This is a genomic window from Psychrobacter urativorans (assembly GCF_904846695.1).
Taxonomy (GTDB): domain Bacteria; phylum Pseudomonadota; class Gammaproteobacteria; order Pseudomonadales; family Moraxellaceae; genus Psychrobacter; species Psychrobacter urativorans.
The window spans coordinates 212,085-227,496 of the sequence record NZ_CAJHBR010000003.1 but is presented as its reverse complement, the minus strand read 5'-3'; the positions used below and the strand labels follow the sequence as shown (position 1 = coordinate 227,496).

General features: G+C 42.1%; 10 protein-coding genes. 2 read left to right on the top strand and 8 right to left on the bottom strand.

Annotated features, from left to right (window positions below; genetic code table 11):
- Window positions 1-65: 65 nt before the first annotated feature.
- Window positions 66-3,122 (bottom strand): LPS-assembly protein LptD, encoded by a 3,057-nt coding sequence (locus tag JMY09_RS04185; protein ID WP_201622329.1) that lies wholly within the window; start codon window positions 3,120-3,122, stop codon window positions 66-68.
- Window positions 3,123-3,694: 572 nt separating this feature from the next.
- Here JMY09_RS04185 and JMY09_RS04180 point away from each other — a divergent pair.
- Window positions 3,695-4,765, top strand: a complete 1,071-nt coding sequence (locus tag JMY09_RS04180) for an aminoglycoside phosphotransferase family protein (RefSeq protein WP_406947581.1) — start codon at window positions 3,695-3,697, stop codon at window positions 4,763-4,765.
- A gap of 23 nt (window positions 4,766-4,788) precedes the next feature.
- The gene (gene murU / locus JMY09_RS04175) at window positions 4,789-5,517 is read left to right on the top strand and encodes an N-acetylmuramate alpha-1-phosphate uridylyltransferase MurU (RefSeq protein ID WP_201622327.1); all 729 of its coding nucleotides are present in this window, start codon (window positions 4,789-4,791) and stop codon (window positions 5,515-5,517) included.
- Window positions 5,518-5,643: 126 nt separating this feature from the next.
- Here the strand turns inward: murU and JMY09_RS04170 are convergent, their stop codons facing one another.
- The 7 genes from JMY09_RS04170 to JMY09_RS04140 all read right to left on the bottom strand — a co-directional run bounded on the left by JMY09_RS04170 (window position 5,644) and on the right by JMY09_RS04140 (window position 15,264).
- Window positions 5,644-5,760 (bottom strand): DUF2474 domain-containing protein, encoded by a 117-nt coding sequence (locus JMY09_RS04170; protein ID WP_201622326.1) that lies wholly within the window; start codon window positions 5,758-5,760, stop codon window positions 5,644-5,646.
- A gap of 101 nt (window positions 5,761-5,861) precedes the next feature.
- Window positions 5,862-6,878, bottom strand: a complete 1,017-nt coding sequence (gene cydB, locus JMY09_RS04165; RefSeq protein ID WP_201622325.1) for a cytochrome d ubiquinol oxidase subunit II — start codon at window positions 6,876-6,878, stop codon at window positions 5,862-5,864.
- Window positions 6,878-8,386: a cytochrome ubiquinol oxidase subunit I gene (locus tag JMY09_RS04160; RefSeq protein WP_201622324.1), complete on the bottom strand. Its 1,509-nt coding sequence runs from the start codon at window positions 8,384-8,386 to the stop codon at window positions 6,878-6,880. Before JMY09_RS04160 ends, cydB begins: the two co-directional genes overlap by 1 nt.
- Window positions 8,387-8,832: 446 nt before the next feature.
- The gene (locus tag JMY09_RS04155) at window positions 8,833-11,325 is read right to left on the bottom strand and encodes an esterase/lipase family protein (protein WP_227677153.1); all 2,493 of its coding nucleotides are present in this window, start codon (window positions 11,323-11,325) and stop codon (window positions 8,833-8,835) included.
- A 336-nt stretch (window positions 11,326-11,661) separates the two neighbouring features.
- The gene (locus JMY09_RS04150) at window positions 11,662-12,630 is read right to left on the bottom strand and encodes a tetratricopeptide repeat protein (RefSeq protein WP_227677152.1); all 969 of its coding nucleotides are present in this window, start codon (window positions 12,628-12,630) and stop codon (window positions 11,662-11,664) included.
- Window positions 12,631-13,063: 433 nt separating this feature from the next.
- Complete coding sequence (gene coq7 / locus JMY09_RS04145; RefSeq protein WP_452596424.1) at window positions 13,064-13,702, bottom strand: 2-polyprenyl-3-methyl-6-methoxy-1,4-benzoquinone monooxygenase; 639 nt, start codon at window positions 13,700-13,702, stop codon at window positions 13,064-13,066.
- A gap of 209 nt (window positions 13,703-13,911) precedes the next feature.
- On the bottom strand, window positions 13,912-15,264 hold the full coding sequence (locus tag JMY09_RS04140) for an MFS transporter (protein WP_201622322.1): 1,353 nt from the start codon (window positions 15,262-15,264) through the stop codon (window positions 13,912-13,914).
- Window positions 15,265-15,412: the final 148 nt, after the last annotated feature.

Below are 15,412 nucleotides of genomic sequence, written 5' to 3'. Positions count from 1 at the left end.
GCTAGTCAATGAAACTTTAGCTATTTTATAAGCCTATAGCTATTGAACTATCCTTTAACGGCTTATTAATCTTTCCAAGCGGTTTGTACCGGCTCAAAGCCTAACACCTTGTCAGAGAGCAGACGCGTCAGGCGACTATTACCACTACCCAAACCATTCAATCTAATTTCAGCCATTACTGCTTGCGTAGGTTCATCTCTGACATTCAAGTCATTATAATAACGACGGCCATAAACGGCAAAACCAAAGCAGCAATCTTCGTAATCCACCCCAACTAAAGCATCTAGTATTTTATCGCGGCGATGGTCATATTGACCTTGTGCTATCACCCGCCAATTGTTATTTACAGGGAAGATAGCAGAAGCGGTAACAGCTGATAACGGCAACTGATTAGTGTTTTCATCGCTTTGACGCTTGACATAACCGATGTTGAATAGACTGTTATTAGAAGGCTGATAGCGTAGTTCAGTAGTGATAAAGTTTAGATTATAACTGTTGTCGAGCGCTCCGCTCAAATCAACCCAGACATTGTTGTAAGGTTGCAAACTACTATTCCAGACCATTCCTGATGATGAAGTATTAAACAGCTGGTTATCCCCATCGAGGGTAACACGACCATCATCGATGTAAAACTGCTCTGCAATGCTACCATCAAAACGTGTCACACCCGTTGCATCGATGTAACGATAATTAACTCCAGGGGTGATAGCATGCAAATCTTGCAAGCGATCATGGCCTAAGAACCAGCTATCAGAAAACAGTTGGTCATAGTTAACTGAGGCAATACGGGTGTTAAAGTTAGGGATATCGTTCTGATCTTCAAACGGTGAATAAGTATATTTCAAGCGAGGACTTACTAGCTGGTAGCCGCCCATAGTGTTATCAAAAGCGCCGAATGGCGAGCCTGCACGATATAAATATAGCCCTGCATCAATACTGGCTTGAGGTACAAATACTGACTGACTGCCATTCTCTTGATCCAGCGAGTTATCGGCTAAGCTGTCTTGATCGTAGGAGGTATATAAATGCTGCAAACTAACTTTAGGTTTGATATAGCCCCAAGATTTTTCTATCGGATAAGCGGCGCTAAGTTTGTTATAGACACGCAATCCGCTTTTTTCCGCCTCTGAGCCATCATTGATAGATTTTTTAAAGTAGGCGGAGTCGTGAACCCCAGTAATGTCGAAACTCTTCGCCCAAGGCAAACGGTAATCTAGAGTCAACTGTGGCAAGCGTGAGTAGGGCTTATCTTTGTCTTGTAGCGCCTGACCATTATCATTAAAGGCATCTAGAGTCTGGAAGGTTTCAACCTTAAGCTCACCATTCACATAGTCATTATAATAGTTGAGTCGTGCCCGTGTAGGTAGATTGACTGTATTGTCTGACAGTCCTAAAGTATCGAAGTCGTTCAGGTAATCTGAATCTGAGACGTAGCTGTATTTAGCATCACCGCTTAAGCGTGGAATGCTAGAGGAGGACCAGTAATGATCATAAAAAAAGCTACTGCGATCCTCGCCGTCATAGTTTTTATCATTGGGTAAGTAAGAACCGCTGAATACCCCTTCACCATAGCCTTCAGTCAGGTAGCGAAATTCACCTGAGAGCATAGGATTACGGTTGGTATAAATATGAGTATTAATAGTGGCATCATAATTAGGAGCTAGATTGAGATAATAAGGAACATCAATCTCAAGACCGTTCTCACTACCGATACTAGCGCTAGGGAGTAAGAAGCCACTACTACGACGAGCATCAATAGGGAAGTTAAAATAAGGCAGATAAAATACTGGAATATCAGCTATGCGGAAGGTGGTGTCATAAGCCTTACCACGACCAGTATCCGTATCTAAATCAATGCTCTTAGCTTCCAGCTGCCACTTACGATCAGTAGGCGGACAAGTACTGAACATTACATTGTCCAGCTCATATTGGCTATCGTTAGGACGATTAAGACGCTCAGCATAACCGTGCGCTTGTAGAGGTACACTAGCAAATGCAACCCCGTAAGCTGTCGATTGTCCCGATTCTGTATTATAAGCTAAGCTATCGGCTACCCCAATCAGGCCACCATCAGAAGCTTTTTCGGTAAGCGTAGGTTGGCTATTGCGGTTAGCAAAGATATTTCGCCCACTATTGCTGCCAACACTGTTATTACTATTACTACTACTATTGTTGCTGGTCGCTTTATTGGTGAACAACACTTTGCCTTGAGCGGCAGCTACACCGGTAGTTAAGTCTAGTACTACTTTTTCGGCCTCAATATGCTGCATCCCTTGGTCAATGATGACATTCCCTGAAAGCTCAGCATAATCAACATTGTCATAATAGCCGTAATCGGCTTCTGCAAATAGCGCAGACTTACCATCAGGAGCCGTATTGGAGTTGGCATTCGGCGCAAAGTTATCTTGATTATTGTTTAAATTACCATTAGCTTCGTTAACTGCGCGTTGGTAGTTTGGGTTGTTAGTAGGGTAGACCCATTGGCCTTCGCAACGTTGCGCACTATCTACCGAGTTGGGAAGTAGCTTTAGGTCAGAACCTAATGGGCGTAACGTTTCGCTATTTGACTGGGTATTAGTAGTAGGCTTATTTAAGCCTTTATCGAACTTCGAATCTGGAGTTAATTCATAGAACTCTGCTAAACGCACGAGGCTCTCTTGCACGCTTTCATCTTTTACATTGAGACGGCTGCTAGTGGTAGTCGACGATTTACTTGCAGCAGTAGTCTGTGCTTTAGGGGTAGAAGAGCGCTTGCCTTGCTCAGCTATATCGTTAGTATTAACATTAGCTTCGCTAGTATCCTCTGTAATAGCCGTCACTGCTATATTGTTTTCAGCGCTCAATTCTTCAGCAGCGTTTAGCTCTTCAGTAGCAAGCGCCACAGTATTAGCATTGCTTTGATTATAGGATTGATCAAAGTAGCTGTTATCCGTGTAGGAACGGTTAGCATTAGAGTCTTTTTGCAAGTTAGTACTGGCAATAGTAGGACTATCCGCCACTAAAGCTGCCGCTATTTGCGGATTTGCAGCTGCTAACTCAGCTGCGCTTACGCTCAACCCAGTCAAACTTAAGGCGCCAAATAAAATCAGACGAATGCTTTGGTAAAGCGGAGAATATAACAAGGGCACACCTATGATTACAAAGTCTAATGGATGACGACTTACTTTTACTATTTATTAGCCGCAAGTACTGTTTATTAACCACAAATTTAACAAGCTTTAACGGTTATTTGCGCTTCAACAACGGCTATATGCTATCTATACTGTTCACAATAGCAAACAGTGTTAGTCTATATCGATATAGTCCTCTATTTGAGGATTATATAGTTAATGAGCCAATATTGAATCAAATAATTAACCGGCAGCTATTTAATGATTAGCCAATATATGATTGTTGACGACTTATGATAGTCAAAAAAAATCAAATCAGCTACACTATTCATCAATTTTTATAACTGAAATTTTATACTTGATATTATTAGCAAGCATTACTGACTAAGCTTTTAATTTTTGACCTTTATTGTCAAGGCCAAATTAAACCATTAACTATTTGTAGATAGTTTGCCATTTTAGCAAGTATTTGCCTGATTTATCACTATATTTAACCGGCGATGTTCTTTATGACTAATATACCCCTTAGTATTGATACTACCCCTAGTGCAGCGGCGCTTTCCTCTAATAAAAGTGCGGACTGTATAGACGATAATCGCTTACAGCAGTTACAGCTTTGGCTACAACAAGTATTTGGCAGCCAACCTTTTACTTTAGTCAGCTTGCCTGGGGATGCCAGCGCTCGTCAATACCATCGTCTACAATTACTCGATGCAGGTGAGCAACCGCCAGAGCATTATATGGTTATGGATTCGGCTGATGAGCAAGACGCCATGCAGCAGTTCATTGCCGTCGCTAAGCTGATGAGTCCAGCGGTAAATGTACCCAAGCTTATTGCTCAAGACTTAGCACAAGGTTTTTTAGTATTACAAGATTTTGGCTCGATAGAGTTTGCCTATCTTCTGACGGATGCTAGGGCTGAGCAAATCGATGAATACTATCAGTTGGCTATGCAAACCTTAATACAGTTGCAACAGGTGCCTGTAGAGGTCGCTAAAAATCAATATCAATTGCCAGATTATGATACCGCACTGCTAGATCGTGAAATGGACTTGTTCAGTGACTGGTTTATACCTTATATTGGGCTTACGCTGGATAAAGCGCTGTGGGATACTTTAAAGCTGGCTTTGATCAAAGATATTTTGGCACAGCCGCAAGTGATCGTTCATCGTGATTACCACAGTCGCAATCTAATGCAAGATCAGGCAGATCCTGCTAAGTTAGGTATTATTGATTTTCAAGATGCAGTAGTAGGTGCTTATAGCTATGACTTAGTGTCACTAGTGCGCGACGCTTATGTTGAATGGCCAGAGACTCAAATAACGCAATGGATCCACGACTTTTGGCAGCGCCAGCAGCAAGCGCAATTAGTCACTGCGCCTAGTGCTAAACAGTTTGAAAACGATGTGAATGTTATGGGGGTTCAGCGCCATCTAAAAGTGCTGGGGATTTTTATTCGTCTATATGAGCGTGATGGTAAGAGCCGTTACTTAGCTGATATCCCAAAAGTGATGACTGATTTAATATTCGAGCTTGAATGGCTGGGTGCTCATGGTACAGATGACATCAAACGCGCGGTATTGCCATTTAATACTTGGTTAGTAGACAGCGTTCTGCCCGCTTATCAAAGTAGGTTTGCTCAGCAATATATCTAATTTTACAAAAATAAGGAGCGCTTATGTCGGTCATAAAGCAAGCAATGATTTTGGCAGCGGGTAAAGGTACACGCTTACGGCCACTGACTCTCGATACCCCAAAACCTTTAGTTGAGGTAGGGGGGCAGCCGCTAATAGTTTGGCATATCAAAGCATTGCAAGCGGCAGGTATTACCGATATCACTATTAATGCTTCTTGGCTTGCTGATAAGCTAATGGCCACGCTAGGCGATGGCGCGCAGTATGGCGTTAAGCTGCAGTGGTCAGTCGAGGAAGATGAACCACTTGAAACTGCTGGTGGCATATTTCAGGCCCTACAGACGGGAAAACTGCAAAATGCGCCCTTTGTCTTAGTTAATTCTGATATATGGACAACCTATGATTTTTCGCAGCTGGTCGACTATACTTTAGGCCCTGATCAACAGGCTCATCTACTATTGATTGATAATCCTGAGCATAATGATAATGGTGATTTTGCTATCAATAATGGTTTAGCCAGCGAGCACGCTGTGGCGGGTGCTGATAAATATACTTTTTCTGGCATCAGTGTACTATCACCAAGGCTGCTCGATGGCCTAGTGACTGGTCAAGCTTCAGCGCTGGGACCTTTGTTACGCAAGGCTATGATCAAGTTTCAAGTCACAGCTGAAGTTATTGTTGATAACTGGATAGATGTCGGTACAGCGGCCCGTCTAGAGCAGATAAATACTTTTATTGACACTAAAGGAGCAGGCGCTCATCGGGGTGCTTGATTGAATTTAGAGGTTAGCTTAGATCTAATATAGTTCGCTGTTAAAAACGATAAACAAAAATGCAGCGCTGATGAGATCATTAGCGCTGCATTTTTATGTTAACCCAGTTAGTTATTAGCTTAACTACTAGACACCCATTGCCAATTTGATCAACTGCGCAATAGTAAAGATAGTCAAAAACCCAGCTAAATATAAACCAACGAACCAGGCCCATTGCGATTGTTTTTTACTTAGATTTTTCATTATAACCTCTTCATAATGACTCATAGCCGTGTTACTGACTAACAGCTATGTTATCAACAACCCCTGTTAGTCCTGTCAGTTAGTACTCTTAGCACTAACTATTAATACATAGGCTCGTGATTAGATTTACCTTTAAAGGTATAGTAAGCAAAAGCGGTATAACTCAAGATAATCGGTAGCATAATGCCAGCACCAATTAACATAAAGGATAACGAAGTATCGGCAGCGGCTGCCTCATAAATAGTCATCTGATAAGGGACAATATAAGGGAATATCGCAAAACAAACCCCAATGTAGCCCATTAAGAACAGGGCCACTGTCAATAAGAATGGACGATATTCACGCTCACTACTGAGGTCTTTACGCATAAAGTAAAACAGTAGCACCACGATAATTGGCATCGGTGCAAGATATAGTATTCCTGGGAAGCTAAACCAGCCTTCGAGTGCCTTGATATCGGAGAAATACATGAATATAGTCACTACGATCATCGCTAATATGAGTGCCATTAGCAGCCATCCAGAGACTTTTCTTGCCCATACTTGTAGCTTATGCTCAGTTTTGATGATCAACCAAGTAGAGCCAAGTAGAGCATAACCGATAATGACTGCAATACCACACATGATAGCGAAAGGGGTTAGCCAGTCGAATGGACCACCGCTATACAAGCGATTACTAGCCTTAAGACCTTGTACTAAAGCCCCTAACATCACGCCCTGGAAAAAAGCGGCACTGATTGAGCCAATAAAGAATACGGTGTCCCATACGTAGCGGCCAGTAGAAGATTTGAAACGAAATTCAAAAGCTACTCCGCGTAGAATCAGACCGAACAGCATAAAAGTAACCGGCAAATAGAGTCCAGTCATAATGATACCGTAGGCTACTGGAAAGGCGGCAAACAAACCACCACCTCCTAATACCAACCAAGTCTCATTACCGTCCCAAAAAGGCGCAATGGAGTTCATCATTCGGCTACGGTTTTTATCCGAGCCTGCGAATGGGAACAAAATACCACAGCCTAAATCGAAACCGTCTAGCAAGACGTAGATGAATACTGCTAAGGCAATTAAGCCACCCCAAATCAGAGGTAAATCTAAAACATCGCCAAAATTAAACATTAGCGTAAACCCCCTTCATCTTTATCACTAGCCGGTGTGTCTAGATCTACGTCATCATTTTTTCTAGTATGTTCAGCAGCATTACTATCACCGCTCAGCGTACGGCCTTGACCTTCAGTTACTGAATGCTCATAAAAGTTATCATCAGCAGGATCTTCATAGGGTTTAGGTCCATGGGCGATCAAGCGTAAGATATAGAAGCTACCAGCGCCAAATACTAGGATATAGAGCACAATAAAACCAATTAGCGTGGTCGCTACTTGTTGAGCTGCCAATGGTGACATACTCTCAGCTGTACGAATCACACCGTACACAGTCCAAGGCTGACGACCAGTTTCTGTAACGAACCAGCCAGCTAGTAAGGCTATGAAACCTAGCGGGGTCATCATCATCCACGCGCGATGGAACCATTTGCTTTCTGGATTAAACTGTTGTTTTCTAAAGAATTTATAGGCACTAAATAAGCCTACTAGTAACATTAAGCTCCCAATACCTACCATGACTCGAAATGACCAAAATACAATAGGGACGAAGGGCCGGTCTTCTGGCGCCCAATTTTTGAGACCTTTGACTTCACCATCTAATGAATGGGTCAAGATTAGACCAGAGACATAAGGGATTTTGACTTCAAAATGGTTCTTTTCTGCTTTTTGATCAGGGATAGCGAACAGCACTAATGGCGCACCACGTTCGTTCTCCCATAATCCTTCCATCGCCGCTACTTTAGCTGGCTGGTGCTCAAGGGTGTTAAGACCATGCATATCCCCTAATACTATCTGTAGAGGAGCTACGAATATAGCCATAACCATTGCCATGCCTAACATCACGCGACCATGTTTACGATGTTCTGTATGACGTTTAGACTGTAGATAATAAGCACCAATACCACCGATAACAAAAGCAGTAGTCAAAAATGCAGCTGTCATCATGTGGGCATAGCGATATGGAAACGAGGGATTAAAAATAATCTCAAGCCAGTTGGTAGGATATAGCAGGCCATCAGCACCGACCATAAAGCCTTGGGGAGTCTGCATAAAGCTGTTAGCAGCCAAAATCCAGAATCCCGAAATTAGGGTTCCGATAGCCACAATAGCGGTTGAGGCAAAGTGCATACGTTTGCTGACTCGTCCCCAACCAAACAGCATAATACCTAAGAAGGAAGCTTCTAAGAAGAAGGCCGTTAGGACTTCATAGGCCAATAGAGGCCCTAAGACGTTACCGGCTTTATCAGAGAATACCGCCCAGTTGGTACCGAACTGGTAAGACATTACTACCCCAGAGACTACCCCCATACCAAAAACCACTGCAAATATCTTTACCCAATGCTTATAAACTTCGGCATAGATAGGCTCGCCGGTTCTAAGCCAGCGAAATTCAAGCACTGTCAAAAAGCTAGCAAGCCCGATAGAAAAAGCAGGAAAGACAATATGGAAGGAGATAACAAAGGCAAATTGGATACGCGCAAGTACCAGCGCATCCATTTGATCGATCATAAATGTTGCGAACATAAACGGTTACCCTTATCTGTTAGCTGACTGGCGCTAGCTTCCATGATACGCTTAAGTAACGGTCCGTAATCACCTAATAAATAAGGCGGTAAATATTACGGGCAATAGCCAATTATTATTAATCATAAATGTTATTTAGCTAAAGATTGCTTATGGGCGGTTTAGCTGAATTAAATAATTTATATCCATATAAACTACCAACACTTAGCATTTAAATCTAAATTCTAATAAGATTTAACATCAGAATATTATGCGCTTACCGCAAGCATCAAGCAAGCTAGCCTTTCTCCCTCAGTGCGTACCTCGCAGTCATAAATTAGCTATTGAACAATGACTAGGCTTTCTTAAGATATATTAAAGAGTGCTTAAGTTCCAGGCCATTAAGCAGCACTGCAACAGCAACCAAGTTAGCTTTTTGGGGCACAATAGGCCCTTTATGGTTATGTTTAGTTTTGTAGCTGCTGATGTAATATTCGCCGTAAAATTAAAATAGTTTGCGGATTCGATTGAATGCTATGACCACCATTGATGATAGTTTCAGAAGCGGCACCATCAAGATGGGCGCTAGTATAAGGGACAATACCATCTGATAAGCGTTCAGTGAGGGCTTGGCTGATCTCTTCATTGACGGTGACAGCAGAGACGAGCGCGGCACTAGGGATAACGCTATTTTCTGTGCTGACTGACTGTGCTGAGTTGTCATCTTTGGCAGGGTCTTTGTCTGGCAGCGGTTTTGATAAGTCGATTTTGGCACCATTAGGCTGCATTTGTGCCAGTCCTTGGGTTATATCGGCATCATTATTAGCGATGATTGAGTGATAGGTAATACGCTTATTGATAGCGATATCGCTAGTCAACTCAATAAATGAAGACTTGTTACTAAGCTGACTGGCGCCATTTTGTAAGTACAAAGCACCAAAAGGATTCTGTGCCAAGTCGCCTTTAAAGGCAATAGTGGCTAAGTTGTCGGTGACAGTTTTTACCAAACCTACAGGAAGATAGACTATGCGGCGAAGCGCACGAGTAAACCACCGATCAGCATAATCAGTTCCACGAAAGGGCGCTGATAAGAATACGGTGGTATCGACTTGTGGCAAGGTCTTAAGCTTAAGACGTGAACTCAGCTCCGGATCTCCTAAAGCTTGTTGGAGCTTAGTATTGATCATTATCTCGTCACTGTTGAGTAATAGCTTGTCATCCGCACTTTTTAGCGTTTGAAGACCGTCAGCTAAATTGTCATCAGAGACCATCATTCGTGCAATTAGGGCACCCATACTATGGCTGACGATAACGCTATTGCTACTGGCGCGGTTGTGGCCACTGGGATCTGTTTGCTTATAAGTAGCTTCTAATAGTTGCTGAATCTGGTAGCGGTTTTCTAGGATAGGTAAATTAGTGGGATAAAATATTTGCCACACTTGATAGTTCTCACGCAATTTTTTGTCATTAAAAATATCGTTAGTCAAATTAACCCATGTCGCTGGGCTGGAGGCCAGTCCATGAATCATGATGAGCACGCGTTTATCAGGATCGTAAGGCTCAAGCATAAATAACTTAGGCAGACTGGCTTGTTGTTGACGGGTCAGTAGGTTTAGATAGCCCACACTGTCCAATTGGTTCTCCGATAACCACAGCCCGTAGCCTGCCGAAAAGTTAGCAGCTAGCGGATAATCATCTCCTAGTATCTGCACACTCTCACTACGATAAGGATTGTATAAATGCACATTAAGATTTTCGCTACTCAAAACATCGAGAATACTGTTGCCTACGGGGTGGATCAGGCCAGTTAAAAGCAGGTGACCAGTAGGATAGATACGGGTTGTAGGCTCAGTATCATCGACAGGCCCATCAGGTATAGATTTAAATAATTTACCAGATAACGAGGAAGCTAATAGCTGACGCACAGTAGTGGTATAGCGATCATCCAGTGATGCCACAAAGCTCACCCCTAAGCCTGGACGCTTACTAATAGAGTTCAGTCCCGTTAACCGTAGCTCATAGGTAGACATCAAATCTACTAAAGCTGAGGTATCTTTATCGGCATTTTTTAAATAATTACTCTCGTTAGGCAGATATACATTGAGGTTATAGTTGTCTACGGCTATCTGCATCACATTAATCTGATCAGTAGGCTTACCCGGTAGTACGCTGCGGTTGGCTATCGCTGCTTTATGACTCTCATCGACAGAATCGATAGCAGAGAGATATTTTATTTTATTACCAGCACTAATGTTACTGGCAGTATTGGTTGACTTATATAACTGGGTGATTACTTCGCTACTGGCAGCATTGTAGATATCTTGAGTTTGAATATCAGTATCATTGGGGATGCGATGCTGCTGTAGGCGCTGATTGCTATCGATATCTGCGCCAACGAAGTCGTGCTCTAAGCTGTCATAAAATAAATAGCTATAGCTCGACTTGATGGCATTGAATAAGTTGGTTTGATAACTGAGTATACAACTATCTTCGCCTAGCTTTTGAGCTTGCATCTGCTCAGCATTCAAAGGTGCATTAGCGTAGTAAGGGTCAAGTGGCGGACGTGTTGTAGCATCAGTACAAGCAGTAGAGGTCGCTAGTTGCCGTGCTTTAGCATAATAAAGCTCGGAGAAGATAGCTAGTGTTGAGCGGTAGTTCTCATTAAGCATGCTATCGCCTAACTGATCCAAACACAGATCGAATTTCTGTAAGCACGCTTGCTGATCTAGGCCAGCTGATAGCAATGCTGAACTGGTACTAGTACTGAACTTATTGCTGGTAGCTATATTGCCACGCTGAGCGGTGATGATTTTTGCTGAAGTTTGTTTATTCACCGATACGGTACTACAAGCCGTTAATAGCACTAAGCTCACCGTAAATAATAAGATTATAGGGCTACGCAATAGGGTTGTTGGATAGTTATAGTCTTTTATAGCGGCGAAAAAGCGGACAGGAATCATGGATAGGCTCAGTAAATAACAGTTACTCATAAATTTTAAGCAGCAAAAGGCTATTGATATAGCAGAGTAAGTGTAGCGTAACTTTTAACGTTACACTATAAGATGTTGCATATTAGACTATAGAGTCAATAAGCGCTTAATGAAGCGGGGCTGACTATCTTGAGGGATAAAATAACTTAGCTATAAGTACAAAAAAGCACCTTAGTTGTATGATTGACTGGTCATCAATAACAAACTAAGGTGCTGTTTAGCAAAATCTTTATAGAGATATTAATAATCATAGTAGCTATATAAATAGCAAGGCTATTTTGATTATTTACCGCTATAAGCTAAGCCTTACATATTAGGCTTAACGCTGACGTTAGGAGCTGGCAAATCCCAAATATAGAATTTACCATCTTCAACCAATTTTATTTGTTGCGAAAGAATGCTGTTGCTAGGATCTTGACGTTGAAGGCGGCGCAAACGATCTAATGCTTCGCTACGGCGATCGCTCAATAAATCAGACTGAGCTAGGCTTTGCTCGGCTTCAGTATAACCAAGAGTTACGGCGCGATCTAAGTATTTTTGTCCTTCTTTAAAGCCACCACCTTCAGCTAGCATCATACCGTATAAAAAGTTAGCCTCGCCACTGTCGGTTTTACTTTTGATAGCACGATCGATATAAGCGCCACCACGTACAGTATATTCGCTACCCAAATCTAAGTTACGACCCATGCCATTCAGTTTAGCAGCACGTAGCAACACGTCATACGAAGCATTAGGCGCTTTAGCATAAGGCTCTATCCATTCAGCTAATACCTTGATTTTTTCGCGGGCATTGTAACGCTGAGTACGGTTAGGGAAGTTAGGTGGGTAATGGCGGGCGTTAGGTGAGACCTCAGCGATAAAATCATCGAGTAAGCTGACATCAAGCTTATCATTACCACGGGTGTCTTGATCAATTAATATAGTTTTTATAAAGCTAACGTCAGAGACACGAGCTTGTGGCGTTGGAATATTAGTCAGTTGACCGCGACCGATATCGACACCAGTAGCCGTAATTGGGCTTGGCTGGTAAGTACGGACCGTAGGTTCAGGTATCGCGGCAGTAACTTGCTGCGGTGTTAACTGCGCAGTACTAACAGTAGCACTGGGCTGAGTGGTACGACGAACCACACGCTGACTCGAGTCAGTCGCACTCGGAACGGTTAGGTTAGACGGTGCCTGAGGTGTATCGGCAATAGCAGGAGCGGCGAACATGAAACTACAAGCGGCTGCTAAAGCAGTTAGGGTGGCAAATCTATGGCTGGCTGAATGACTCATATAGGAAACTACCTTTATTTTGATGATTGTGAATAACTACATAAAGAACTACTAATAACAATTTAGTAACTAAAATTAGGGTTAGCGCTATGCATAGCAGTTGTTTATAACACTTAGCTTGTTTATGACACTTAGCTGTCAAGATTAAAATTGACTTAAAGCCCCTAAAAAATAATGACTATTGCCAATAATATTACAAATTATCGTTACCCTAACAAATCAGCATAAACTTGCTCAATAGTAGGTTTGTTATTGATATCTTACTGTAGCGTACTAAATATTTATAAAACTGAATTTTTATAGATCTTATTATACATACATTAGCAAAACTGATGACCCAAAGGAGCAGAACTGTAGCGCCGATGTCAACACTGCAATATTATAACTATTGACCGCTTCAAATCCGTAAGAATTACAGTCATCAGCATAGCTACTAGAAATGATAAGAGGATTTTTTCATACAGTAAGCTAGTAATCGCATAGTATAACGAACAGGAGGCGATAAAGCGGCTCCTCCACTTTGTAGCGCAAGCTCACGATGATGCAACTCCTCAATATCCATCTGTGCCAATATCTCTCTTGAGCGCTTATCTTGCGGCGGCAATCGACCAATATGATCTTGTAAATGTTCGCTAACTTGTGCTTCAGTTTCAGCAACAAAACCTAAGCTAAATTCATTAGAAATAGCCCCAGCAACCGCACCAAGTCCAAACGACATCCCATACCATAGCGGGGTGAAAATGCTTGGATGACTGCCAAGCTCATGAAGACGCGTCTCACACCAAACCAAATGATCGATTTCTTCTTCAGCTGAGTGCTGCATAGCTTGTTTAACGCCGCTGTTCTTGGCGGCAAAGCCCTGACCATGGTATAGCCCTTGAGCGCATACTTCACCCGTGTGATTGATACGCATCAAGCCGGCAACGTGACGAGACTCAGTGATACTCAATTCAGGAATACTATCATCGCTGACCGGCAGCGGGCGAGTACTAGGATTTGAATGGGGAACAACGGCTCGCAGTGCCTTGTCAACGCCAAGCAACAATCGATCAACTTTGGATAAGGAACGCAAGGTCATGGCCAACTCCTAATGAGGGTGTCTGTTATTATTAAAAGGCAATTAAAAGATAATTAAAAAGGTATCAAAAAACTACTACTCTGTTATTAGTCGCCACTATAACAAATAATAGGGATGGTCGGCAGAGCAAAGATACCATTTATTATTAACTGATAATAATAAATTCAAATGTGCTCACGCCTTACCCCTTTATGCATCACTAGCTATGCATCACTAGCATTGAGGGTGTCAGAATCATCGTGAGTTTGCATAACCGCATTCTGAATATGTTTCGTCAGTTTTAAGTATAAAAATATCCCAAAAGCGATGTTTAATAATCCAGTAATTAAGAACAGCTGCGGTAGGCTCATAGCGAATGCATTCAAGACGGCGATCGCAAATATAGCTGAGGTCACCATAAAGATAGCATTAAAGATGTTATTAGCCCCAATGATACGCGCCCTATGACTTTTGGGTGCATAGGCCTGCATAGAAGCATATAAAGGTACGATATATAAGCCACCACTAAAGCCCAAAAAGAATAAATCTACGAACACTCGCCAGCTGCCATTGATAGCCAGTAAACTAGTGATGCCTAATAAAGCCTCACTGTTAGTAGTATCTATAGTTAACGCTGACAGTGAAAAATATAAATCAATAGCGAAGACACTCAAACCGGCAATACCGAAAGGCAGCAAGCGCAAGCTAACTTGATTCTTGGTTAAGCTTTTGCATAATAAAGAGCCTATTGATACCCCAACTGAGAACAGCGTTAGCAAAAATATAACTACTGACTCGTCACCGTGTAGGATAACTTTGCTGACTTCTGGAGTTTGAGTCAAAAACGTCGCCCCATAAAACCAAAACCAGCTATTACCTAAGATTATGAAGAACAAAAACGGTAAAGAGTATAAGTAACGTACTATTGATACACTAGTAGTAAAAATATTCCAGTTTACTTTAAGCTCAGGTTGCATGGCTGGGGTAGCGGGAATAAAGCGCGCCGCCATATAGCCTAATACAGCTACTATTATAACCGTAGCACTAATCCAGTATAGCGACTGCGGCAGCTGGGTTAATACCCCAGCGATAATCATACCTAGCAATATAGCCAGTGAAGTGCCCATCTGGAACAGACCGTTAGCGCCTACTAACTCATCTTCTTTCATAGCCTGAGGCAAATAAGCGTACTTGATAGGGCCAAAAAAAGTCGAGTGAGTACCCATTAAAAACAGCGCTACAAATAATAAAGCATACCATTCAAATACAAAGCCTACGGCCGCTATCGCCATAATAATTAGCTCTAGTAGCTTTACAAGGCGAGTCAGCTTTGACTTCTCAAACTTATCAGCCAATTGACCTGCTACTGCCGAAAACAAAAAGTAAGGTAGAATAAATAGCATAGCTGCCAAATTATTCAAAATACTAACCTCTACACCCAACTGGCTAGCCGCGCTATAGGTCAGCACTAATATCAACGCTTGCTTAAAAATATTATCGTTAAAGGCTCCCAAAAACTGGGTAAAAAACATAGAACTAAAGCGCTTACGCTTAAATAATTGAAACTGACTTGCCATGAATGCTCCTACAAGTGTACCGCTTGTAATGGGTTGGATAAGCTAAATATAACCTATATCAAATATAATAGGCAGCACTAAAACGAGCCCGCTTTGTCAAGCTTGCTAAGGATTGTAAATAATAGCTATTACTATCAAAAACTTATAA